The following is a 23,703-nucleotide window of genomic DNA, read 5'->3' as shown; positions in this document are numbered from 1 at the left end:
GCGAGGCGATGCACGACGACGCCAGATTCCGGGGGTGTGGTGCGGCGGGACGGCGTGTCGGGGTGTTCGGCGGATGGATTGGCGTCGTTGTGTACGGGGCGGTACGGAACTCGGCGGGGAACTCGCACATCCCGGGCGCGCCCGGCGTTCGCGGCCTCGGGGTGGTGGTGTGGCACCGCAGCGCACGACGACGCCAGTTTTCGGTGTCGGGCCCCGATGCCCGGCGTGTTCGGGCGTGCGGCGGATGGATTGGCGTCGTCGTGCATCGGCAGCGCGGAAACCGACGGGGATCCCGCGAACGCCGGACGGATTCTGGCGGAAACGTCCGGCGTCCGCGGGATCCCCGGTCGACGCGGGGTGCGCTCAGCCCAGGTGCGGGGCGACGGCTCGGTCGAAGCTCTCGATCGTGCGGCGCACGACCTCGGCGGGGTCGGTGTCCCAGATCTCCTGGTTCAGCAGCTCCACCTCGATGTCGCCCGCGTACCCGGCCGCCTCGACGGCGCGCGTCATGGGGCCGAAGTCGATGACGCCGTCGCCGGGGTAGTGCCTGGCGAGCAGCGTGTCGGCGGGCAGCGGCGTCTTCCAGTCGCACACCTGATACGACGCGATGCGGCCCTCGGCCCCGGCGCGCGCGATCTTGTCGAGCACGTGCGGATCCCACCACAGGTGGATCGTGTCGACCGTGACGCCGACGACCGACGGATCGAAGTCGCCCGCGATGTCGAGGGCCTGATCGAGCGTCGACAGCACCGAGCGGTCGGAGGCGTACATCGGGTGCAGGGGCTCGAGGGCGATCTGCACGCCCGCCTGCTCGGCGTGCGGCGCGAGCTGCGCCACCGCGTCGCGCACGCGCTCCCGCGCGCCCACGAGATCGCGGGATCCGGACCAGCGGTCGCGCGCATCGGATCCGCCACCCGCGGCACCCGCGCTCGCCGCGCCGGAACCGGAGCCCGCTGGCAGCCCGCCGACGACGATGACGAGCGCCGCGCGGGATCCGGGGGCGCCGGCTTCCGCGAGGGCGGCGGTCTCGTCGATCGCGCGGCGGTTGTCGTCGAGCGCGGCGACGCGGTCGGGGCCCTCCTCGGCCGTGAACCATCCGCCGCGGCAGTGCGTCGAGTAGCGCAGGCCCGAGTCGGCGAGCATCCGCACCGACTCGTCGAGGCCCGCCTCGTGCACCTGCTCGCGCCAGAGGCCGATCGCGCCGACGCCCGCGGCTCGGGTGATCTCGATCGCCTCGGCGACCGTCGTCTTCTTGATGGTCGCCTGGTTGATGGACAGGCGGGGGTGCGGGGTCGTCATGCGTCCACTCCGTTCAGGCGCAGCAGGGCGTGCCAGCGCTCCGCCGCGAGGTCGGGCTTCTCGAGGGCGCGGGACGCGTTGGCGAGCCGCACGATCTCGCTGAGGTGGGGGAGGCTGCGGGCCGAGTGCAGGCCGCCGATCATCTGGAACGCCGGCTGGTGGCCGTTCAGCCAGGCGAGGAACGCGACGCCCGTCTTGTAGTAGAACGTCGGCGCCGCGAAGATCTGGCGGCTGAGCGCCTCGGTGGGCTGCAGCAGCGCGTGGAAGCGGTCGGGATCCCCCGCGTCGAGCGCCTGGATCGCGGCCGAGGCGACGGGGGCGATCGCGGCGAACGCGCCGAGGAGCGCGTCGGAGTGGGTGCGGGCGGTGCCCTCGCTCCGGGCCGGCTGCGTCGCCTGCGGCACGTCGGCGCCGCCGATGAGCCCGACGTAGTTGTAGTCGTCGCCCGTGAACATGCGCACGCCCTCGGGCAGGCGCTCGCGCACCGCGACCTCGGCCTCGGCGTCGAGGAGGCTCATCTTCACGCCGGCGACCTTCGCGGGATCCGCGGCGATGATCTCGATGAGGGTGTCGGCGGCGTCCGTCCACTCGCTCGATCCGAAGTAGCCCGCGAGCTGCGGATCGAACGCGGTGCCGAGCCAGTGCAGCACGACGGGCGCCGCGGCCGCGTCGAGCACCTGCCGGTAGACGCGCACGTAGTCGTCTGCCGACTGCGCGGCGTGCGCGAGGTGACGGCTCGCCATGATGACCGGCACGGCGCCGTGCTCCTCGGCGTGGTGCAGCTGGCCCTTGTAGGCGTCGACGATCTGCGAGAGGGAGGCGGATCCCGCATCGAGGTCGTCGGTGTTGACGCCGACGGCGACGGATCCGCCCTCTTCGCGCGCGACCTCCGCGCTGCGGGCGATGAGCTCGCGCACGGCGACCGTGTCGATGCCCATGTTTCGCTGGGCGGTGTCCATGGCGTCGGCGACGCCGAGGCCCCACGAGTAGACGCTGCGGCGGAACGCGAGCGTCGCGTCCCAGTCGATCCGCGCGGCGGTGCCGGGGGTGTTGTCCGCCCACGCGATGGGGGCGACGTGCGCCGCCGCGTAGGCGACGCGGGAACGCAGGCCGTTCGCGGGGCGCGCGAAGTCGGGGGCCTCTTCGAGCGGGACGGTCGATGCGGATCCGCTCGGCGCGAGCAGGGTCAGGGTGTCGGCCATGATCAGTCGAGCACGATCTCGTCGAGCGCGACCTTCGCGCCGGTCTCGTTCGACTCGAGGCCGGCCTGTGCGAGCTGCATGCCGCGGGCGCCGGCGAGCAGGTCGAACGGGTAGTCGGATCCCGTCGCACAGCTCGTGAGGAACTCCTGCCACTGCTGGCGGAAGCCGTTGAGGAAGACGTCGTTCGTCGGCACCTGCTGCCAGGTGGCGTCGTAGTCGATCGTGTCCTCCAGGTCGGGGTTCCACACCGGCTTCGGCGTGGCGACGCGCGGCTGGACCTTCGCGCCGAAGAGGCCGACGACGGCGGATCCGAGCGTGCCGTCGACGTGGAACTCGACGAGCTCGTCGCGGTTCACGCGCGTGGTCCACGAGGAGTTGATCTGCGCGACCGCGCCGCCCTCCAGCTCGAACACGCCGTACGCGGCGTCCTCGGCCGTGGTCGTGTAGTGCTCGCCCTGCTCGTCCCACCGGTCGGGGACGTGGATCGACGCCTGCGTGTAGACCGACCGCACCTTGCCGAAGAGGTTCTCGAGCACGTAGTTCCAGTGGGGGAACATATCGACGATGATGCCGCCGCCGTCTTCGACCCGGTAGTTCCAGCTGGGGCGCTGCGCGGGCTGCCAGTCGCCCTCGAACACCCAGTACCCGAACTCGCCCCGCACCGAGAGGATGCGGCCGAAGAATCCGGAGTCGATGAGGCGCTTGAGCTTCTGCAGGCCGGGGAGGTACAGCTTGTCGTGCACGACGCCGGTCTTGACGCCCGCCTCCTTGGCGAGCTGTGCGAGCTCGATGGACTCCTCGAGCGACTCGGCGGTCGGCTTCTCGGTGTAGATGGTCTTGCCGGCGGCGATGGCCTTGCGGAGCGCCGTGGCGCGGGCCTTCGTCACGAGGAAGTCGGCGTAGATCTCCCAGCGGGGGTCGGCGAGCGCCGCGTCGAGGTCGGTCGTGTAGTCCTCGATGTCGTGCCTCTTCGCGATCTCGGCGAGCTTCGAGGCGTCGCGGCCGACGAGCAGCGGACGCACGGTGATCTTCGATCCGTCCGGCAGCTCGAAGCCGCCCTCGTCGCGGATCGCGAGGATCGATCGCACGAGGTGCTGGCGGTAGCCCATGCGCCCCGAGGCGCCGTTCATGATGATGCCGATCTCGCGGACGGCCGGGGTGGTCTCGGTCACGATGATGCTTCCTTGCGTCGGGTGGTCGTGGGCGCGGGAGCGATATCGGTAAGCGCTTTCCCGCTCATTCGAGTGTGACACACGGATCCGGCCGCGGGCAAGCGCTTTCTGGCGCGGGGATCCCGGGGTGTTCACTTCTGTTCACTTCGCGCGCCGAACGCGCGGCGCCCTGTCAGCATGGGCCCGTCCGTCGCCACGGCGGCGACGGACGCCGATTCGAGGAGGAATCTGTGCGCAGAAGACAGAAGGCGATCGCGGCCGTCGCGGCGGGGGTGCTCGTGGCGGCAGGTGCGCCCGCGGCGGCACTCGCCGCCGACGACCTGAGCGGCGCGATCCACTACGCGAGCGGCCTCGAGTGGGTCTCGGCCGACAACGGCTGGGGCCCCGTGGAGCGCGACTTCAACAACGGCGCCCGCGCCGAGCCCGACCCCGACCGCGCGATCCAGTCGATCCGCGGCACGACCTACGAGAAGGGCCTCGGCACCCACGCGCCGGCCGAGATCGTCTACGACGTGGGCGGCCAGTGCACCCAGCTCGGCGGATACGTCGGCATCGACGACAGCCAGAGCGGCAAGGGGCGCGTCGACTTCGTCGTCGAGGTCGACGGCGAGAAGGCGTTCGACCTCGAGCGCACGGGCACCGACCCCGCGGGGCGGCTCAACCTCGACATCCGCGGCGCCGAGACGCTCACCCTCCGCTCCGAGCCCGGTCCCGAGGGCAACGGCAACGACCACGCCGACTGGGCCGACCTGCGCATCAACTGCACCGACGACTTCGTCGCCCAGCCCCTCTCCCTCTCGCCCGAGGGCGGCACCGACCTCTCGCTGCTGGCGCCGGGCATGCCCGTCTCCCTCGCGGTCGAGGGCGCGAGCCCCCGCACGCCCGTGACGGTGCGGTTCGGCGACCTCGAGACGGTCGTCAACGCCGACGACGACGGCCGCGCCGTCGCCACGTTCGTCGTCCCCGCCGACGCCGAGCCCGGAACGACCGAGATCTCCGCGACGGCCGAGGCCCCCTTCGGGACGACAGCGACCGGATCGATCGCCGCGACCGTCGTCGCCGTCTCCGAGACGACCTACCGGGTCGACTGCTCCGCGGACGGCGCGGGCGACGGATCCGAGGCGTCGCCCTTCACCTCCATCGCGCAGCGGGATGCGGGAGGCGCCGGTCGCGACGATCCCCTCGCCGCGCGAGATCGGCGGATCCTCGTCGGAGGCGCTCGCCGCGTTCCTCGACGACTTCCTCGCCGCGGGCGCCCGCGCGGCGATCGTCCTGCCCGACGGTCTCGCGATCAGCCTGCTGAGCGTCATCGAGCGACGGGGCCTGCGGGTGCCTGAGGACTTCGCGATCGTCGCCTACGACGACGAGATCGCCTCGCTCGCGAGCGTGCCGCTCACGGCGATCGCACCCCCGAAGGCGGCGGTGGGGCGCCGCGCCCTCGAGACGTGCTTCATGCGGCTGGAGAGCCGCGACGCGTCGCCGTCGCACCGCATCGCGCTCGCTCCGTCGCTCACCCTCCGCGAGTCGACATGACGCGCCGGGGCGGGCTCTCTGCCGTTCCGGGCGCCGATCCGGCACGATAGGGAGCACTGCGACCATTCAGGGGGAAGGAACCACACGATGTTCAACCGCCGCCGGCATGTCGCCCCGCCTCCGCCGCAGCTCGCCGCGCCGACCGCGCGTGCGAGCGCGTGGCGTGACGGCTTCGGCACGTTCGCCACCCGATGCATCCAGCTGATCGCCGTGATCGTGCTCGTCGCGGGCGTCATCTGGGCCATGCGCTCGGTCACGGTCGTCGTGATCCCCGTGCTGCTCGCCCTCGTGTTCGCCTCGGCGTTCGAGCCGGTGATGGGGTGGATGCGCGCCCGCATGCCCAACGTGCTCGCGACCGTGATCCTCCTGCTCGCGATCGTCGGCGTCATCGGCGGCGTGGTCTGGGCGATGGTGCGCGCCGTCATGAGCCAGTGGGGCGACCTGTACGAGAGCGCCCAGAAGGGCATCGACCAGATCATCGCGTGGGTCAACCAGCTGCCCTGGGCGCCGGAGCAGGAGCAGATCGACGAGTGGCTGGGCGCTCTGCAGGACTTCGCGACGAGCGCGCAGTTCGGATCGAGCGTGGGCAGCGGCGCGGTGGCGGGCGTGAGCGCCGTCGCGACCTTCGTGACGAGCCTCGTGCTGATGGCCGTCGTGCTGTTCTTCTTCCTGAAGGACGGGCCGCTCATCTGGAACTTCCTCCTGCGCCCCTTCGAGGGTGAGTGGTACGACCGCATGCGCCGCGTCGGCTCCAAGAGCGTCGACACCCTCGGCGCGTACGTGCGCGGCACGGCGGCGGTCGCGGCGGTCGACGCGATCGGCATCGGCATCGGCCTGCTGGTCCTGCAGATCCCGCTCGCGCTGCCCCTGACGCTCCTCGTGTTCCTCCTGGCGTTCATCCCGATCGTGGGTGCGACCCTCGCCGGCGTCCTCGCGGCGCTCGTCGGCCTCGTCGACGGCGGCTTCATGGACAACGGCCTGCTGGCGGCCGTGATCATCGTCGCGATCATCGTCGGCGTCAACCAGCTGGAGGGCAACTTCCTGCAGCCCGTGCTCATGGGCCGGGCGCTGAAGCTGCACAGCCTCGTCATCCTGATCGCCCTGACGGTCGGCACCGTGCTCGCCGGGATCCTCGGCGCGGTCCTCGCGGTGCCGCTGACGGCGGTCGCCTGGGGCATCATCCAGGTCTGGGACGGATCGGACAAGCCGGCCCGCTGGGCCAGGAAGAAGGAGAAGAGCGTCGCGTAGCGCGAGGCGATGAGGGGCGGGGGATCTGCGGATCCCCCGCCCCTCCTCCGTGGGGCGCCCGGCCGGGACGCGGGATCCGTGCGCTTCCGCGACTCGGACGTGCTGCGGGATCTTCGGGTCGCGGAAGCGCACCCCTGGGCGCCTTGGAGCCGACCGTTTCTGCGACTTGGGTGTGCTGCGGGATCTTCGGGTCGCGGAAACGCACCCCTGGGTGCCCCGGGTCGGCCGTTTCTGCGACTCGGGCGTCCTGCCGGATCCTCGAGTCCGCCCGATCGGCATCCGTGAGCGAGCGCGACTCCGGGTCTGCGAAGCGCACCTCCGTGCGCGGGAATCGTGCGATCCTCCGGCTCGGAGGCCTCGGATGTGCTTCGAGTCCGCGAAGTGCACGTCGGGTGGGGGTGCGCCGGTGCGATTCTGCAACTCGGGTGTGCTGCGGGATCTTCGGGTCGCGGAAACGCACCCCTGGGAGCCTCGGATCCGACCGTTTCCGCGATCCGGACGCATCGTCCTGCCGCGCCCGGGGCGCACGCCGCGCCTCGCGGCCGACGAACTGCGCCGGTCCCACCCCGAGCCCGGCGCACCGACCGAGGAACCCGCACCGACCGAGGAACGCGCACCGACCGGAGAACCCGCGCCCGCGCGCGAGAAATACGGCGTCGAACCGAGACGCCGGGCCCTGCGGCTGGCATCATGGCCGCATGACCACTCGAGCAGGACAGCCCGCCGAGCCCGGCGACCTCGTCGACGTCGACGCGCTCATCGCCGCGTACTACGACCTTCGGCCCGATCCGTCCGTCGCCGCCCAGCGCGTGGCGTTCGGCACGAGCGGGCATCGGGGGTCGAGCCTCTCGACGAGCTTCAACGAGGCGCACATCCTCGCCACGACGCAGGCGATCGTCGACTATCGCACCGCGCAGGGCATCGCCGGGCCGCTGTTCCTCGGCCGCGACACGCACGCCCTGTCGCTGCCCGCCGAGCGCACGGCCGTCGAAGTTCTCATCGCGAACGGCGTCGACGTGCGCGTCGACGCGCGCGACGCGTGGGTTCCCACGCCGGCGCTGAGCCACGCGATCCTCGCCTGGAATCGCGGCCGCGCCGCCGACGACCCCCAGCGCGCCGACGGCATCGTCGCCACCCCCAGCCACAACCCGCCGGGCGACGGCGGCTTCAAGTACAACCCGCCGCACGGCGGCCCTGCCGACTCCGACGCGACGGGCTGGATCGCCGACCGCGCCAACGAGCTCATCGCCTCGGGCCTCGAGGACGTCAAGCGGGTGCGGTTCGCCGACCTCGACGACGACGCGATCGGGTCGTACGACTTCCGCGAGGCGTACGTGCGCGATCTCGGATCCGTCATCGACATGGAGGCGATCCGCTCCGCGGGCGTGCGCATCGGCGCCGACCCGCTGGGCGGCGCGTCGGTCGAGTACTGGCAGCTCATCGCCGAGACCTACGGGCTCGACCTCACGGTCGTGAACCCCGACGTCGACCCGACGTGGCGCTTCATGACGCTCGACTGGGACGAGAAGATCCGCATGGATCCGTCGTCGCCGTCGGCCATGGCGGCGCTCGTCGCGCGGAGGGACGAGTTCGACGTGCTCACGGGCAACGACGCCGACGCCGACCGGCACGGCATCGTCACCCCCGATGCGGGTCTCATGAACCCCAACCACTTCCTCGCGGTCGCGATCGATCACCTCTTCTCGCACCGTCCGGGCTGGTCGCCCGAGGCGGCGGTCGGCAAGACCCTCGTGTCGTCGATGATGATCGACCGCGTCACCGAGACGCTCGGCCGTCGCCTCCTCGAGGTGCCCGTCGGATTCAAGTGGTTCGTGCCCGGCCTCATCGACGGATCCGTCGCCTTCGGCGGCGAGGAGTCGGCGGGAGCCTCGTTCCTGCGCGCGGACGGCACCGTGTGGACGACCGACAAGGACGGCATCATCCTCTGCCTCGTCGCCGCCGAGATCATCGCGGTGCAGGGCAAGACGCCGTCGCAGCGCTACGCGGAGCTCGAGGCGGAGTACGGCGCGTCGTCGTACCAGCGCGTCGACGCGGCCGCGACGCCCGCGCAGAAGGCGGTGCTGAAGGCGCTCGCGCCGGAGGACGTCGCCGCCGACGAGCTGGCGGGCGACCCCATCACCGCGAAGCTGTCGCACGCGCCCGGCAACGGCGCCGCGATCGGCGGCCTGAAGGTGCAGACCGACTTCGCGTGGTTCGCCGCGCGCCCGTCCGGCACCGAGGACGTCTACAAGCTCTACGCCGAGAGCCTGCGCGGCCCGCAGCACCTCGCCGAGGTGCAGCGCGAGGCGAAGGCCATCGTCGACGCCGTGCTCGGCGCGTAGCCCGACGCGAGAGGGGGCGGCGGATCCACGGGATCCGCCGCCCCCTCGTCGTGCGGGGAACGGATGGGGCGCCGCGGACCGCGGCTTCCTTGTGTTCCGAGGCGGTGTTTCGTGGCGACCCGCGCGGGCGGAGGCGATGACTCGCCACGAACCGCGCCCTCCCGGTGTCTGCAGGTGACGTTTCGTGGCGACGCATGCGGGGCGCCGACGTGTGCCCCTCAGGGCCGCGGTCTCCTTGTGTCCCGAGGCGACGTTCTGTGGCGACCCGCGCGGGGCGGGACGCGGATCCCCGTGACTCGCCACGGACCGCGGCCCGGTGTACCCCGGGGCGACGTTTCGTGGCGACTCATCCGTGCGGACGCGAGAGGGGCGGCGCCCCGCGAGACGTGCCTGCCCGCCGCGCGGGGTGCGGGGCGATCGCGCAGGTCCCGGGGCCGTCCCGCATGACGGCTCGGTGAACGGCGAGGGCGTCGCGTGCGGCATCCCCGCCCGCACGCCCTAGAGTCGTCCCGGAGAGGAAACAGAACATGCTGAGGTGGATCCTTCGGATCGTGTGGCTCGCGCTGACCGTCCTGCTCGCGATCTGGGTGGGCGAGGGGCTGTTCGGCGTCGACCAGAGCAGCTCCGTGCTGCCGTGGGCCGACGACAGCGAGACGAGCATGATCTTCGTGGGCGTCGCGTGGGGGATCCTGCTCATGCTCGGGGGCTTCCTCCCGACGAAGAGCATCGCGGCCGGCCGGAGCGGCACGCGCTCCGAGATCGCGGTCGCGCAGGTCATCGAGACCCGCCGCACGGGCACGACCATCAACGACGTGCCGCAGTACGACGTGTTCTTCGACGTGACGCCCACCTCGGGCGAGCCCTTCGTGTCGAGCCTGCGCAGCCTGTTCGACGCGGCCGACATCGCGGCCGTGCAGCCGGGCTCCCTCTTCCCCGTGCGCTACGACCCCGAGAACCTCGACCGGGTCGAGATCGCGGATCCCGAGGATCCCTCGGTGCGCCGCCTGCTGCTCGAGTGGCGCATCGCGAAGGGACTCATCCCGCCCGACCTCGTCGACGCGCGCAGCCGCGGCATCTCCCAGCCCGCCAGCGTGCGCGCCATGACGCCCACGGGCGTCCGCCGCGAGGGCAACGTCGAGCTCGAGGTGACGCTGCTCATCACGCCCGAGGACGGCACCCCGGCGCGCGAGGAGACGACGACCGTGTTCGTGCGTCCCGAGGCGCTCGGCCACGTGCAGGTCGGGGCGCCCGTCTACGCGATGTACGAGCCCGAGCGCCCGGACCGGGTCGCGATGACCATCATCCGAGAGGAGCCGCTGCGATGAACATCCTCGACACCGTCATCTGGCTCGCGAACTTCCCCGCGACCCACGGCTACGCCATGGTGTTCATCGCGGCGTTCGGCGCGGTCGGCCTCCTCTCCCACGCGTTCGGCGGCGCGTCCGGATCCGCACCTTCGCGCCTCCAGCTGCTGCGGGAGGAGCGCGGCCAGGCGGTCGCGGTCGCGCAGCGGCGCCCCGTGCTGCTGATCGTCCGGCAGTGGGCCTTCCGCGTGCTGGCCCTGGTCGTGCTCGCGGGCGGCGTCATCGGCCTGCTGAGCCTCATCATGGGGCCGATCACGTCGGGCTACATCCACGCGAACGGCGTCGCGGTCGAGGCGGAGAAGGTCGACGGCGCGGGCCGCGAGGCCGTGCGCTTCACCGCGGAGGACGGAGAGACGTACACGCTGCCGTTCCCGTTCTTCACGCCGCCGTCGTACCCGGGCGACACGTCGCTCGCGTTCGCGGGCGAGAAGATCGTCGTGCGCTACCTGCCGGACCACCCGCAGGCGTACATCCTCGACACCGACGAGTCGCTCGACAGCTGGGGCGATCCGATCGGCTGAGCAGGACCGGGGCGGGCCCTTCAGCTGATCCGTGTCTCGTTTCGTGCGGGTGTGGGGATGTCTTTCCCGCCGAACGTGGGACACGGTCGTCGGGCCGGGGTGTGCGTGTCTCGTTTCGTGCGGGTATGCGGGTCCCTTTCCCGCAGAACGTGAGACACGGTCGCCGGGCCGGGCGGTGGCATGGGTCGCAGGGAAGCGCGGTCTCCCGGCGATCGGAGGCGACGCTTCGTGGCGAACCCTCGCCGGGCCCGCGCCGCGCGTCCGCGCCCCTCGGGCGGTGCGTGTCTCGTTTCGTGCGGGTATGCGGGTCCCTTTCCCGCCCGACGTGAGACATGGTCGTCGGGCCGGGGTGTGCGTGTCTCGTTTCGTGCGGGTATGCGGATCCCTTTCCCGCCGAACGTGGGACACGGATCCGTCTGCCCGGCCCTGCGTCTCGACCTCTGCCGGTGCGCGCACCGCGATCCCGCCGGACCGCCTCCACGCAGGGGTGCCCGGCCGGACGCGGGAGGGGCTCGCCCGGCGGATCCGCGCCCCCGCCCGGGCGTAGGATCCTCGTATGCCGATGGAAGCCGACGAGCCGCGCACGTACAGCTATCTCGGGCCCGCCGGAACCTTCACCGAGGCGGCGCTCGCGCAGGTGCAGGAGGCGCAGGGACAGCGGTGGAACCCCGTCGCGAACGTGGGGGCGGCGCTGGCCGATGTCGCGAGCGGTCGCGCGCACGGCGCGATGATCGCGATCGAGAACACCGTCGAGGGCGGGGTGTCGAGCGCGCAGGACGCCCTCGCCAACACCCCCGGCCTGCGCATCATCGGCGAGTACCTCGTGCCCGTGAGCTTCGTGCTCGTCGCGCCGCGCGGCACCCGCATCGAGGACGTCTCGCAGATCGCCGCGCACCCCGTCGCCTATGCGCAGTGTCTCGAGTGGCTCGGCCGGCACGTGCCTCAGCACGAGCCGGTGGTCGCGGCCAGCAACGTGGCCAGCGCGATCGGGGTGCTCGACGGATCCCTGCCCGCGCAGGCCGCCATCGCGGCACCCGGCGTCGTGGACCACTACGACGTCGACGTGCTCGCGGAGGGCATCGGCGACAACCCCGACGCCGTCACCCGTTTCGTGCTCGTGACGCGCACGGTCGTGCCGCCCGCGCGCACGGGAGCCGACAAGACGTCGCTCATCGCCGAGCTGCCGAAGGAGGTGCCGGGCGCGCTGCTCGAGATGCTCGAGCAGTTCGCGACCCGCGGCATCAACCTCAGCCTCATCCAGTCGCGGCCCGTCGGAGACCGCCTCGGGCGCTACCGCTTCGTCATCGACGCCGACGGCCACATCGAGGACGAGCGGGTCGCCGACGCCCTCATGGGGCTCAAGCGGTTCAGCCCGAACGTCATCTTCCTCGGCTCGTACCCCCGCGCCGACCGCGTGACCGTGCCCTGCTCGCCCCGCTACAGCGACGAGTCGTTCGCCGACGCGCGCGACTGGGTGCGGGGCCTCCTCACCGGCGTCGACGACGGCTGATCCGGGTCGCGTCCGCGGTCGGTCCGTCGGGGATTTTCGGGTCGCGGGCGGATTCCGGGGCGTCCGGGGCGTCCGGGCGGTGTCGGGGTCCGGATCTCCGACAGAACGGTCGGGGTCTCCCGGCGTTCGGCGGATGGGTCGCCACGTTCTGTCGCCTGTCGTGCCGGTGCGAGGACATCTTCCGGTGGCCCGTGTGCCGGGGTCGTTCAGGTCGCGTCTGCGGCCGTTCCGTCGGGGATTCTCGGGTCGCGGGCGGAGTCCGGGGCGTCCGGGCGGTGTCGAGGCTCGGATCTCCGACAGAACGGTCGGGGGTCTCCCGGTCCGAGCCGTCGGGTCGCCACGTTCTGTTGTCTGTCGCGGCGACGTTCTCCGGCACCCGTTCGCCTGGCACCGTCATGAGGGGCGCGAGAGGCGGATCCCTGCCCCTGCTAGCGTGACGGCGTACGCGGCGAGGCCGTGCGACCGAGGAGGACGATCGATGCCCGAGCGCGCGCTGCTCATCCGCGGAGGCCGCGTCGTCGCGGGCGACGGATCGGATCCCGCGCCCGCGGACGTCCTCATCGAGGGCGACCGCGTCGGCGCGGTCGGCGAGGTCGACGCGTCCGGCGCGCAGACGGTCGACGCGGAGGGGCGCCTCGTCGTGCCCGGATTCGTCGACGCCCACGCGCACGCCGAGGGCGTCGTGTTCGACGACGACGTGCAGCTCGCGCTGCTGCGGCAGGGCGTGACGACCGTGATCGGCGGGCAGGACGGCGTCTCGTACGCGCCGGGCGACGGATCCTTCGCCTCCGAGTACTTCGCGGCGATCAACGGCCCCCACCCCGCGTACCGGGGAGATCGCGTCGCCGACCTCCTCGCGACGTACGACGACCGGATCCGCCTGCGTGTCGCCTACCTCGTGCCCGCCGGCACCGTGCGGCACGAGGTGATGGGATCCGCGCGCCGCCCCGCGACGGAGGACGAGCGCGTGCGCATGGCGCGGCTGGTGGCGGAGGGCGTGGCGGACGGCGCGGTCGGCCTGTCGACGGGCCTCGACTACGCGCCCGGCATCTTCGCGGACGCCGACGAGATCGCCGCGCTCTGCGCCCCGCTCGCCCCGGCCGGGCTGCCGTACGTGACGCACATGCGCGGCGGCTACGAGGACAACTCGGAGGTCGGCGTCGAGGAGGCGGCGCGCATCGGCGAGATCGCGGGCGTGCCCGTGCACATCTCGCACTTCCACACGCGCGCCGACGAGGCGGCGCGGCTCATGCGGCTGCTCGACGAGCGCGGCGTGCCCGCCAGCTTCGACGCCTACCCGTACACCCGGGGGTGCTCGATCCTCGCCATGACGATGCTGCCGCCCGAGCTGAACGCGATGGATCCGGACGCCGTCGTCTCGCTGCTCGCGGATCCGAGCGAGCGGGACCGGCTGCGGCGCGAGTGGTTCCCGCGGGTCGCGCGCAACCCCAGCCTCGGCCCCGAATGGCCGGATCTGCTGACGCTCGGACACATCGCGGCCGACGAGTTCGGCTGGGCCCACGGCCTGACGCTCGCGCAGATCGCGGAGCGCCGCGGCACCGACGCCATCGACGCGGCGCTCGACGTGCTCGCCGCGGCGCGCCTCGAGGCCAACGCGATCATGGCGGTGCGCGACCAGCGGCCCGTCGAGGATCTCGGCCGCCTCATCGGGCATCCGGCGCACATGGGCGGATCCGACGGCATCTTCATCGGATCCCACCCGCATCCGCGCGCCCGCGGCACGTTCGCGTCCTACCTCGCCACCTACGTGTGCGAGCGCGGCTTCCTCGACTGGCCCGCCGCCGTGCGTCACCTGTCGACCGCGCCCGCCGAGCGGTTCCGGCTGGGCGACCGCGGCCGCATCCTTCCCGGCGCGATCGCCGACATCGCGCTCGTCGACCCGGACGCCGTGCGCGACGCCGCGACCTACGAGCGCCCCGGCCTCGTGGCCGAGGGGATCGACGACGTGATCGTCTCCGGCCGCCCCGTGCTCGCGGGCGGACGCCTCACCGACGAGACCCCCGGCGGCGGGCTGCGGGCCGCGCGCGGCTGAGCGGAGCTTTGCAGGGCGTGCGGGCGGGGTGCGCGGACGTTCGGCGGGGGGGCGGGGCCCGCGGAGTGGCGCGGTGTTCCCGAGGGACGGCGCGGTGTTCCTGCGGAGCGGCGCGGTGTTCCCGCGGGGCGCGTGGGCGACACGGCGCGCGCGGCGCGGCTGGCGGAGCCGTCGGAGGGGCTGCGCGCGGGGCGCGGATGTTCGGCAGGTCGCGGGGCGGGCGGGGTGTGCGGTGCGTGGAGGCGCGGAGGCAGGGTGCGTGGGCGTGGGCGTGGGGCGCGGTGCGTGCGTGCGGCATGTGTGGCTGACCGGACGGATCCCTGTGCGGCGTGCGGTGGCGGTGTGCGCGGCTGACGGGGCGCGGGGCGGGCGTGGTCGTGCGCGCGGTTGACGGCGCGGATTCCTACGCGGTGTGGTCGGCGTGCGGGGCGCGGACGTTCAGTGGGTCGCCGCGCGGGTGTGGTTGACGGCGTGGATCCCTGCGGATCCCTGTGCGGCGTGCGGTGGCGGTGGCGGTGTGCGCGTTCGGAGGGTTGCGAGGCGGGCGTGGTCGTGCGGGCGGGGCCTGTCGAGCGGATCCGTGTGGGCCGGGCCGTTCGGCGGGTCGCCAGGATGTGTCGGGTCCGGCGTGGGGGAGGCGGCGTTCTGCGGCGACCTTCGTGAGGTGGGGCGTTCGTTGTGTCGGAGATTCTCGTCTCGGGGGTGGGAAGCCGCGCGTGGAGCGGGCTGCGGACGAGCATCTCCGACGGAACGCGGCGGTGTCGCGGCGCGAAATCGGGTGGTGCTTCCCGCGGGACGGCAGCCGTATCCGGCGGCGGCTCGGGTTCGTACGGGACGTCGGGTCGCCGGAAGGTGCCGGGTTCGGGGCTGCGAGGGCCGCGTGTGGTGGCGAGCCTCAGCACAGGCACGACCGCGGGGCGGCGGATCCGGATCCCCGCGGGGCGGCAGCCGCGCCGCGGTGGCGGCGACGCTCTCCGCCACCGCGGCGGACGCCTACGCGGCCAGCGCGCCCGCGAGCAGCTCGATCGTCTGCATGCGGCCGATGGCGGTGGCGGGATCCTCGGCGGCGTACGCTCCGCCGGACGGCGAGATCATGACCTCGTCGACCTCATGGGTCTCGGCGAAGGCGCGCAGCTCGTCGGCGACCTCGCGGGCCTCGCCGACGAACCAGCGCTGCCGGTTCTGCTGCACGAACGACGCCTCGAGCTCGTCCGACGGGTTCTCGTGCACCTCGTCGATCGTCTCGAGCGGCCGCATCGGCTTGTTCGTGCGCAGCCGCGCGAACTGACGCAGCTGGGGCAGGGCGCGCTCCTCGGCCTCCTCGCGGGTGGGCGCGACGACGACGTTCGCGGTGAGGAACGACTGCGGCTCGGGGTGCTGCTCGCTCGGCTGGAACCCCTGGCGGTACAGCGCCATCGCGCGTTCGACGCCGTCGCCGGCGAAGTGGTTCGCGAACACGTAGGGCAGGCCCATCTGCGCGGCGAGCTGCGCGGAGAAGTCGCTGGATCCGAGCAGCCACACCGCGGGGGATCCTTCGGCGGCGGGCGTCGCGTGCACGTCGTACGTGCCGCCGGAGGTGAAGCGCACGGTCGCGCCCTCGGGCGACATGAGCTGCAGGATGTCCTGCACGTGGTCGGGGAACTGCTGCGCTTCGCTGGTGGTGCCGGATCGGCGCAGCAGCTGCGTGATGACGGGGTCGCTGCCGGGTGCGCGGCCGAGGCCGAGGTCGATGCGACCGGGCGCGAGGGCCTCGAGGGCTGCGAACTGCTCGGCGACGATGAGCGGCGCGTGGTTGGGCAGCATGACGCCGCCGGAGCCGACCCGGATGCGCTGCGTGCGCGCCGCGGCCGCCGCGATGAGCACGGGCGGCGACGTCGATGCGACGGCGGGCATGTTGTGGTGCTCCGCGAACCAGAAGCGGCGGAAGCCGAGCTCGTCGGCCCGCTGCGCGAGGTCGAGCGACGCGGTCAGCGCCTGCGCGGTCGTCTGGCCCGTGCGCGTGGGCACGAGATCCAGGAGGGAGAGGGCGGGAACGGGGGAGGTGCTCATCGCTCACCCTCAACCGGATCCCGGCACCGGGCATTCCCGAGGGGGCAAGCGCCGGGTGCGTTTCGCAGACTCGGGGGTGGCGTCGGTCGCTCGGGTCGCTGAATCGCACGGATCCCGCGCCCGCGGAGGTGCGCTTCGCAGACCCGGAGCCCCACCCGCTCGCGGCTGTCGATCGGGCGGACCCGAGGATCCGGTAGGACGTCCGAGTTGCAGAAACGGTCGACTCCGGGGAGCCCAGGGGTGCGTTTCCGCGACCCGAGGATCCGGCAGCACGCGCGGGTCGCTGAATCGCGCGGATCCCGCGCCCCGGTGGGTGCGTTTCGCAGACTCGGGCGTCGCGTCGGTCGCCTGAGTCGCTGAATCGCACGGATCCCGCGCCCCGGTGCGTGCGTTTCGCAGACTCCGGTGTCTCGCCGGCTGCTCGAGTCGCAGAAGCGCACGGATCCGTGGGGCTGGCGGTGCGCTTCTGCGACTCGGGGACCGGGCCGGCGTGTTCGGGGCGCGGAGACGCACCGCTGTCGCGGCGGTGGGGTGCGTTTCGCAGATTCCGGGGTGGCGTCGGTCGTCCGGGTCGCGGAAGCGCACGGATCCCGTGCTCCGGTGGGTGCGTTTCGCAGACTCTGGCGTCGCCTCGATCGTCCGCGTCGCAGAAGCGCACGGATCCCGCGCCCCGGTGCGTGCGTTTTCCGTACCCGGAGGGGCGGGGATCCGACCGCGGCGGCCGCCCGTCAGGGCAGGACGGGGTCGAGCTCCTGGCCGAGGGCGGGCGCAACGTACTCGACCCAGAGGCGGTTGAGGTGCGAGTCGTCGCCGTAGATCGGGGTGTCGCCGACGAACAGCGGGCAGTCGCCCTCCTCAGGGCAGACGAGTGGGGTCGTGTCGACGTACGCGGCTCCCGCGTCCTCGGCGGCGGCCTGGGTGAGCTCGTTGCTGCGCAGCTCGTCGCTCTCGCCCGTCACGACGCAGTCTTCCTGGGTCGCGCCGGGAGCGTCGACGCAGTCCTTGGGCTCGGCCTCCGGGCGGGCGGGCACGTCGCCGAGCGCGACGACCTCGTCCGCGACCGCGCTGAAGTCCTCGACGGCCTGGCGGACCGCGTCGCTCCACTGGTCTTCGACGCTCTGTCCGTCGCGCTCCTCCATGTTCAGCAGTCCGCGGGCGCCGAGGACCACCGCGTCGGGGGAGATCTCCTCGATCCGGTCGTCGGTGAACTCGCGGAACGCGTCGCAGTCGTCCTGCGAGTGCCCCGCGGCATCCTGCACGACGGGGTAGGCGCCGCAGGAGAGCTTGACGAAGAGCGCCACGCGGAAGTCGTGGTCCTTGCCGAGGATGTCGAGCGCGGGCAGCCACATGCCGGCGTGCGAGTCGCCGACGAGGGCGATGGTCTGTGAACCCTCGGGATCCCCGAACCAGCACACGTCGTCGACGTCGCGCTGGCCCGTGCTCGCGTAGCAGTCGCCCGTCGCGAGATCCGACCACTGCGCGTCGCGCAGCGCCTCGGCGTCGTAGTCGGGCGGGATCGGCGCGCCGGACTCGGCGACCTGCACGGCCTCCTCGAGCTCCTGCTGCACGCCGTCGATGTCCTCGGCCTCGAGATCCTGGTATCCGTGCTCGTCGAAGTACTCCTGCGCGGCCTCCTGCTGGGCGGTCTGCCTGGCGTCGGCGTAGGCGCTGCCGCCGAACACGGTCGCCAGGATCACGATCACGCTGATCGGCCACAGCCACAGCGTGCGCCGATCGCGGGAGAACACCGGCACGCGCTTGTGCTGGAACGGCTGCTCGACGAAGTGGAACGTGAGAACCGAGAGCGCGACGGAGATCCCGATCGTCAGCACGAAGCGCAGGATGTAGGGGGATTCGTAGGGAAGCGCGGCTTGAACGGCGAGCGTGACCGGCCAGTGCCACAGGTACAGCGAGAACGAGATGTCGCCGATGTAGCGCAGCGGCCGCCAGGCCAGCGCGCGGCCGACGATCGTGTCCGGCCCGGCGGCGAGCAGGAGCGCCGTGCCGAGCACGGGCACGAGGGCGAGCGCGCCGGGAAAGGGCGTGAGCTCGGAGAACGCGAAGGTCGAGAACGCGACGAGGGCGATGCCCGCCCAGGCGGCCGCGTGCCGCCAGGCGGAGCGGAGCGGCCCGGAGATGAGGCAGGCGAGCAGCGCGCCCACCGCGAGCTCGTAGGCGCGCGCGGGGGTGTTGAAGTAGGCGGCCGTGGCGTCGGACGCGGTGAACCACATCGACCAGCCGAGGGAGATCGCGAGCAGGGCGGCGGTGACGCCCGCGAACACGTGCCGCGAGACGCGCGGCACGATCGCGAGCACGATGAGCGGCCAGACGACGTAGAACTGCTCTTCGACCGCGAGTGACCAGAAGTGCTGGAACAGGCTCGGGTCGGTCATGTTGAAGTAGTCGACGCGTTCGTTCGCGAAGTGCCAGTTGGCGAGAAACACGCTCGTCCACCCGGCATCGGACGCGGTCTGCTGCAGGCGGCCGAAGGGCAGGAAGAACGTCGCGTAGACGACGATCGCGACGGCGACGAGCGTCGCGGCGGGGAGGATCCGTCGCGCGCGGCGCACGTAGAACTCGGCGATGCTCACCGTGCCCGAGCGCTCCACCTCGCGCAGCAGCAGCTGGGTGATGAGGAACCCCGAGATGACGAAGAACACGTCGACGCCGACGAAGCCGCCGAGGAACCCCGGCAGCTCGACGTGGGCGAGGATGACGAGCCCGACCGCCAGAGCCCGCATGCCCTGGATGTCCGGCCGCCAGGAGGCGGGGCGCTTCGCGGGCGCGGTCGTTCCCGGCGCGGGGGATCCGGGCGCCGGGGTGATCTGCGTCGTCGAACTCATCCCCTCCAGAATAGTTATCGTTCCGTGACGGCCCTGGGTGCGGGCGACGAGCGGGGTGCGGATCTGCGTGCCGAGAGCGCGTGTCGGCGTCGCGCGGGATTAGCGTGTCTGCATGGATGCCGAGCTGTTCTACGTGCTGGTCGGAGCTGTGGCCGTCGCCGCCTTCGCCCGGTGGCGGGGCTGGCCGGCTCCGCTGCTCGTGACCGGCGTGGCGCTCGCCGCGTCGCTCCTGCCGTTCGTGCCCGAAGTGCACATCGACGGGCACGTGCTGCTCAACGTGACGCTGCCGCCGCTGCTCTATTCGGCCGCGCTCGACGCGTCGTTCACGAGCTTCCGCCAGTCGCTGCCGCACGTGCGGCGTCTCGGCGTGGGGCTCGTCGCCCTGACGGCCGTCGTCGTCGGCCTCGTCGCCTGGCTGGCGCTGCCGGAGATCGGGTTCGCGGGCGCGCTGCTGCTCGGCGCGATCGTCGGCCCGCCCGACGCGGTCTCGGCGGCCGCGATCGGCCGCAAGCTCGGTCTGCCGCGGCGGGTCATGAACGTGCTGAGCGGCGAGAGCCTCATCAACGACGCCACCTCGCTGACGCTCGTGCGCGTGTTCGCCGCGATCGTCGCGGGGGCGACCGTCACGGTGTGGCAGGGGCTGTGGGAGTTCGCGCTCGCCGTGGTGGTCGGCGTCGCGATCGGCCTCGTCTTCGGCGGGGTGCTGCACGCGCTGCGCATGCGGTTCTCCGACACGGTCGTGACGGGCACGTTCGGCCTCCTCATGCCGTTCGGCGCGTACACGATCGCCGAGCATCTGCAGGGATCCGGGGTGCTGGCCGTCGTCGCGATGGGGCTGTTCGTCGGCTACAACGCGCCGCGCACGACCTACACGCAGCGCCAGCACGACAAGCCGCTGTGGCACTCGGTCGACTTCCTGCTCGAGAGCTTCGTCTTCGCCTACATCGGCCTGCAGCTGCCCGACGTGCTGGCGACGATCCGCGAGGCGGAGGGCACCGGATCCCACGTGCTGGTCGCGTCGATCGCGGTGCTGCTCACGGTGATCCTCATCCGGCCCGTGTTCGTCTTCGCCTCGTATGCGTGGGGGCAGGCGCTGCAGAGCCTGCGGCTGCGGAGGTGGCGCCGATCGCGCGACGCGTACCGCGAGGATCCGTCGAGCCGCGAGGCGCGCGGCATGCGGCACGCGAAGGAGCGGCTGGCGCAGGAGCCGGTCGAGCTGACGCCGGAGGCGCTGAAGAGGCGGCTGCTCGAGCCGCCGCTGTCGTGGCAGGAGCGGATCGTCGTGTCGTGGGCGGGCATGCGGGGCGTCGTGACGCTGGCGCTCGCGGTCGCGCTGCCGGATCTGACCGGGCACGCGATGCCGCACGGCCAGGTGGAGGCGCTGATCGCGATCGCCTACACGGTGACGGTGGGCACGCTGCTGCTGCAGGGGCTGACGCTGCCCGTGCTCATCCGGCTGCTCGGGGTGTCGAGCGAGGAGGAGCGCGCGTCGGATGCCGAGGAGGTCTCGCGGATGCGGTCGCTCAGCAGCGAGGCGGGCATCGCGTATCTGCGCGAGCAGCAGTTGAAGTGGAGCGCCGAGCGCGGCGGGGACGACGGTGAGACGTTCAAGCGCTTCTCGCGGGCGCTTCTGCGGATCGCGCACGAGGCCGACAAGCCCGACCGCGATCTGGAGCAGGTGCAGGACGACGCCGCGACGGGCCGCATCCACCGGGCGACGTACGACCAGCTCGTGGAGCTGTCGAAGGGGTGGCTCGCGGTGCGTCGCCGGGTGCTGATCGAGCAGTGCCGCGCCGGGAACCTCAGCGAGGAGGTCATGCGCGAGCTGTTCGCCGCGATGGACGCCGAGGAGCTCGCGCTCGACACCCGCGGCGCGTTCGGGGCCTTCGGGGGCGAGTAGCGGAGGGCCTTCCTCGCACACCTCCCGGTGAGCGAGCAGCACCTTGCCCTTCGCACGGCGGGTGCGCCGGCTGCCCGGCGGGTGCGCCCGCGGATCCGCGGACCGGGCGCAGACCTCGTCGAGGCCGTCGCCCGTCGGGCGCGCGAGCACGAGCCGATCGGCGGTCACGGGGGAGTGCGCGCTGTCCATGAGGGAACGCTAGAGGGGGCCTCCGACATTCGAAGCGGCCCGGTCGTTCTGTCGGGGATCCTCGTCGAGAACGGCGGTATCGACGTGCCCGGAGAGGAACGCGAGCGGATCTCCGACGGAACGGCGGCTCCCCGGTGGCGATGCCCGGTGCGCGTTTCGAATGTCCGACCTCCTCCGTACGGTCTCTTTCACGACGGCGAGAACCGAACCGGGAGGTGGCATGGATCAGCGCGATGACTTCGCGGAGGCGCAGCGTGACGCCGCCGCGCGATTCGAGCGATGGCAGCAGACGAACGCGCGTGAGCAGGCGGAAAGGGAGCGCGTGAGGGAACGTGCTCGGCGGCGGAGAGCAGGGGCGCGCGACCGGGAGGAATGGGAGCGAAGGCGGGATCGTGAGCGGCAGCGACTGGGGCCGGTCTTCTGGGTCGGGGAGGTCTACAGCGCGGTCCTCACCTGTCTGACGGTGGGGTGCGTCGGGATCATCGTGACGTTGGGGGCTGCTCTTTCTCGGCTCTCTGATCATCACGACGTTCACCTGAGGCGGGTCATCGTGTTCGTTCGAGAGATGCAGCGGATCCCGTCGTTCCCTCGGGAATCCGTGCCGAGATCCGCGCCGCGCCGGCGCCTCGCCGCGATCCCCCCGGATCTCCGGCAGCGCAGCCCCCGGACACGCGTCAGGGGCGCCGTCCGGTCGGACGACGCCCCTGCGCGGGTGCGGTGGCTAGGCCTTCGACGTCGTCGGCGTGCTGCCGGTCGCGGCCTCGTCGCGCGGCTCGTCCTCTTCGTCCTCGTCCTGGAACGGCAGGCCCTCGCGGGGCGCGTTGTAGAGGTCGAGGTCGAGGATGCCCTCGCGCTTCGCGACGATCGCCGGCACGAGCGCCTGACCCGCGACGTTCACCGCGGTGCGGCCCATGTCGAGGATCGGGTCGATCGCGAGCAGCAGGCCGACGCCCTCGAGCGGCAGCCCCACGGTCGAGAGCGTGAGGGTGAGCATGACGGTCGCGCCGGTCGTGCCCGCGGTGGCGGCGGATCCGACGACCGACACGAGCACGATGAGCGCGTACTGGATCACCGACAGCTCGACGCCGAAGAACTGGGCGACGAAGATCGCGGCGATCGCGGGGTAGATCGCGGCGCAGCCGTCCATCTTCGTCGTGGATCCGAACGGCACGGCAAACGCCGCGTACTCCCGCGGCACGCCGAAGTTGCGCTCCGTCACCCGCTGCGTGAGGGGCAGGGTGCCGAGCGACGAGCGGCTGACGAACCCGAGCTGCACGGCGGGCCACACGCCCGAGAAGAACTGGCGGACCGAGAGGCCGTGGGTCTTCGCGAGCACCGGGTAGACGACGAACAGCACGATCGCGAGGCCGATGTAGATCGCGAGCGCGAACCAGGCGAGCGAGGTGAGGCGCTCCCAGCCGTACTCCACGACCGCGTTGCCGATGAGGCCCAGCGTGCCGATCGGGGCGATGCGGATGATCCACCACACGACGCGCTGGATGACCTTCAGCAGCGACTCCGTGAAGGCGAGGAACGGCTCGGCCTTGCGCCCCGCGCGGAGCGCGGCGATGCCGACCACCACCGAGACGACGATGATCTGCAGGATGTTGAACGAGACGCCGCCCGAGAACGATCCGTCCTCGTCGATGCCGCCCGAGACGCCGAGGCCCAGGAAGTTCTGCGGGATGAGCCCCGTGAGGAAGCCGAGCCAGGATCCCTGCGAGCTGGGCTCGCCCGGCTCGTCGAGGCCGGCGCCGGCGCGCGCGCCGGGCTGCAGCGTGAGGCCGAGGACGATCGCGATCGTCACGGCGATGAACGCCGTGATCGCGAACCACAGCAGGGTCTGCCCGGCAAGGCGTGCGGCGTTCTGCACGCGGCGCAGGTTCGAGATGCTCGCGACGATCGCCGTGAACACGAGCGGTACGACGGCGGCGCGCAGCAGGGTGACGTACGAGGATCCGATCGTGCCGAGCGTCGTCGTGAGGCCGTTCGGCTCCTCGTCGGCGCCGGGCCCGATCTGGCGGGCGAGGAGCCCGAGGGCGATGCCGACGACGAGCGCGGCGAGGATCTGGAAGCCGAACGAGGCGTAGAAGGGGCGCTTCTTCGCGGGAGTCTTCTTCGTAGGGGTGCTCATGGTTCTCCGGGGCGGCGCGCGGGACGGTCCCGGCGCGGTGACTGCTCAACCTAGGGGCGCCGCGGCGCGCGTGCGATGTGCGTGACGCGGCGTGACGGCCCCTCGCCCCAACAGGGGGAGGCCGCGGCGTATTCCTGCGTATGACGCCGCGTGTCGGGGACGGGGTCGCGTGGTGGTCCGTGGGCGCCCGCGCGCCGCGACGCGGGCGCCCGGCGTATCAGCGCCTCGGGCGGGGATCTCGGGCCGAGGTGCCGTTGGTCCAGGGGGGGGCGAACCTGCGCCACGGGCAGCGGGATCCGGGGGATCGGCACCCGAGGCGCGTCTTCGACCGAGGACGACTCCGT

General features: G+C 72.4%; 14 protein-coding genes and 1 pseudogene. 9 read left to right on the top strand and 6 right to left on the bottom strand.

Annotated elements, in window-relative coordinates; all coding sequences use genetic code 11:
* Positions 1-363: 363 nt before the first annotated feature.
* Genes NHL53_RS00295 through NHL53_RS00285 form a run of 3 tightly spaced genes read right to left on the bottom strand, consistent with a single transcriptional unit; the run spans position 364 to position 3,631 of the window.
* Complete coding sequence (locus NHL53_RS00295; RefSeq protein WP_433773975.1) at positions 364-1,299, bottom strand: sugar phosphate isomerase/epimerase family protein; 936 nt, start codon at positions 1,297-1,299, stop codon at positions 364-366.
* Positions 1,296-2,501 (bottom strand): DUF993 family protein, encoded by a 1,206-nt coding sequence (locus NHL53_RS00290; RefSeq protein WP_433773974.1) that lies wholly within the window; start codon positions 2,499-2,501, stop codon positions 1,296-1,298. The genes NHL53_RS00295 and NHL53_RS00290 overlap by 4 nt, the downstream gene beginning before the upstream one ends.
* 2 nt (positions 2,502-2,503) lie before the next feature.
* A complete protein-coding gene (locus tag NHL53_RS00285; protein WP_433774422.1) occupies positions 2,504-3,631 on the bottom strand; it encodes a Gfo/Idh/MocA family protein in 1,128 nt (375 codons plus the stop codon).
* 116 nt (positions 3,632-3,747) lie between these two features.
* Here NHL53_RS00285 and NHL53_RS00280 point away from each other — a divergent pair.
* The 8 genes and pseudogenes from NHL53_RS00280 to NHL53_RS00245 form a co-directional block, all read left to right on the top strand.
* Positions 3,748-4,419 (top strand): annotated as a pseudogene (locus NHL53_RS00280) (NPCBM/NEW2 domain-containing protein); the annotation flags it as partial.
* Positions 4,420-4,825: 406 nt separating this feature from the next.
* Complete coding sequence (locus NHL53_RS00275; RefSeq protein WP_433773972.1) at positions 4,826-5,206, top strand: substrate-binding domain-containing protein; 381 nt, start codon at positions 4,826-4,828, stop codon at positions 5,204-5,206.
* Positions 5,207-5,293: 87 nt separating this feature from the next.
* On the top strand, positions 5,294-6,454 hold the full coding sequence (locus NHL53_RS00270) for an AI-2E family transporter (RefSeq protein WP_433773970.1): 1,161 nt from the start codon (positions 5,294-5,296) through the stop codon (positions 6,452-6,454).
* Between the two features lie 698 nt (positions 6,455-7,152).
* Positions 7,153-8,796 (top strand): phosphoglucomutase (alpha-D-glucose-1,6-bisphosphate-dependent), encoded by a 1,644-nt coding sequence (pgm, locus tag NHL53_RS00265; RefSeq protein WP_433773968.1) that lies wholly within the window; start codon positions 7,153-7,155, stop codon positions 8,794-8,796.
* A 527-nt stretch (positions 8,797-9,323) separates the two neighbouring features.
* Positions 9,324-10,121: a hypothetical protein gene (locus NHL53_RS00260; RefSeq protein WP_433773966.1), complete on the top strand. Its 798-nt coding sequence runs from the start codon at positions 9,324-9,326 to the stop codon at positions 10,119-10,121.
* Entirely contained in the window at positions 10,118-10,681 is a 564-nt protein-coding gene (locus NHL53_RS00255; RefSeq protein WP_433773964.1) for a hypothetical protein, read from the top strand. The genes NHL53_RS00260 and NHL53_RS00255 overlap by 4 nt, the downstream gene beginning before the upstream one ends.
* 556 nt (positions 10,682-11,237) lie before the next feature.
* Positions 11,238-12,191 (top strand): prephenate dehydratase, encoded by a 954-nt coding sequence (pheA, locus tag NHL53_RS00250; RefSeq protein WP_433773963.1) that lies wholly within the window; start codon positions 11,238-11,240, stop codon positions 12,189-12,191.
* Between the two features lie 478 nt (positions 12,192-12,669).
* Positions 12,670-14,244 (top strand): N-acyl-D-amino-acid deacylase family protein, encoded by a 1,575-nt coding sequence (locus tag NHL53_RS00245; protein ID WP_433773961.1) that lies wholly within the window; start codon positions 12,670-12,672, stop codon positions 14,242-14,244.
* Positions 14,245-15,237: 993 nt separating this feature from the next.
* On the opposite strand, the gene NHL53_RS00240 is transcribed toward NHL53_RS00245, so the two are convergent.
* Positions 15,238-16,293 carry an LLM class flavin-dependent oxidoreductase gene (locus NHL53_RS00240; RefSeq protein WP_433773959.1) on the bottom strand — a complete coding sequence of 352 codons (1,056 nt, stop codon included), beginning with the start codon at positions 16,291-16,293 and terminating at the stop codon, positions 15,238-15,240.
* A 728-nt stretch (positions 16,294-17,021) separates the two neighbouring features.
* Positions 17,022-19,136, bottom strand: a complete 2,115-nt coding sequence (locus NHL53_RS00235) for an acyltransferase family protein (RefSeq protein ID WP_433773957.1) — start codon at positions 19,134-19,136, stop codon at positions 17,022-17,024.
* A gap of 112 nt (positions 19,137-19,248) precedes the next feature.
* Here NHL53_RS00235 and NHL53_RS00230 point away from each other — a divergent pair, with 112 nt between their 5' ends.
* Positions 19,249-21,036: a cation:proton antiporter gene (locus tag NHL53_RS00230; RefSeq protein WP_433773955.1), complete on the top strand. Its 1,788-nt coding sequence runs from the start codon at positions 19,249-19,251 to the stop codon at positions 21,034-21,036.
* Positions 21,037-21,946: 910 nt separating this feature from the next.
* On the opposite strand, the gene NHL53_RS00225 is transcribed toward NHL53_RS00230, so the two are convergent.
* Positions 21,947-23,359, bottom strand: a complete 1,413-nt coding sequence (locus NHL53_RS00225; protein ID WP_433773953.1) for a dicarboxylate/amino acid:cation symporter — start codon at positions 23,357-23,359, stop codon at positions 21,947-21,949.
* Positions 23,360-23,703 lie beyond the last annotated feature (344 nt).

It is taken from the genome of Microbacterium sp. gxy059 (genome assembly GCF_050958665.1).
GTDB lineage: Bacteria > Actinomycetota > Actinomycetes > Actinomycetales > Microbacteriaceae > Microbacterium.
Note: the sequence above shows the minus strand (reverse complement) of the source record. Positions and strands in the feature narration are given on the sequence as shown.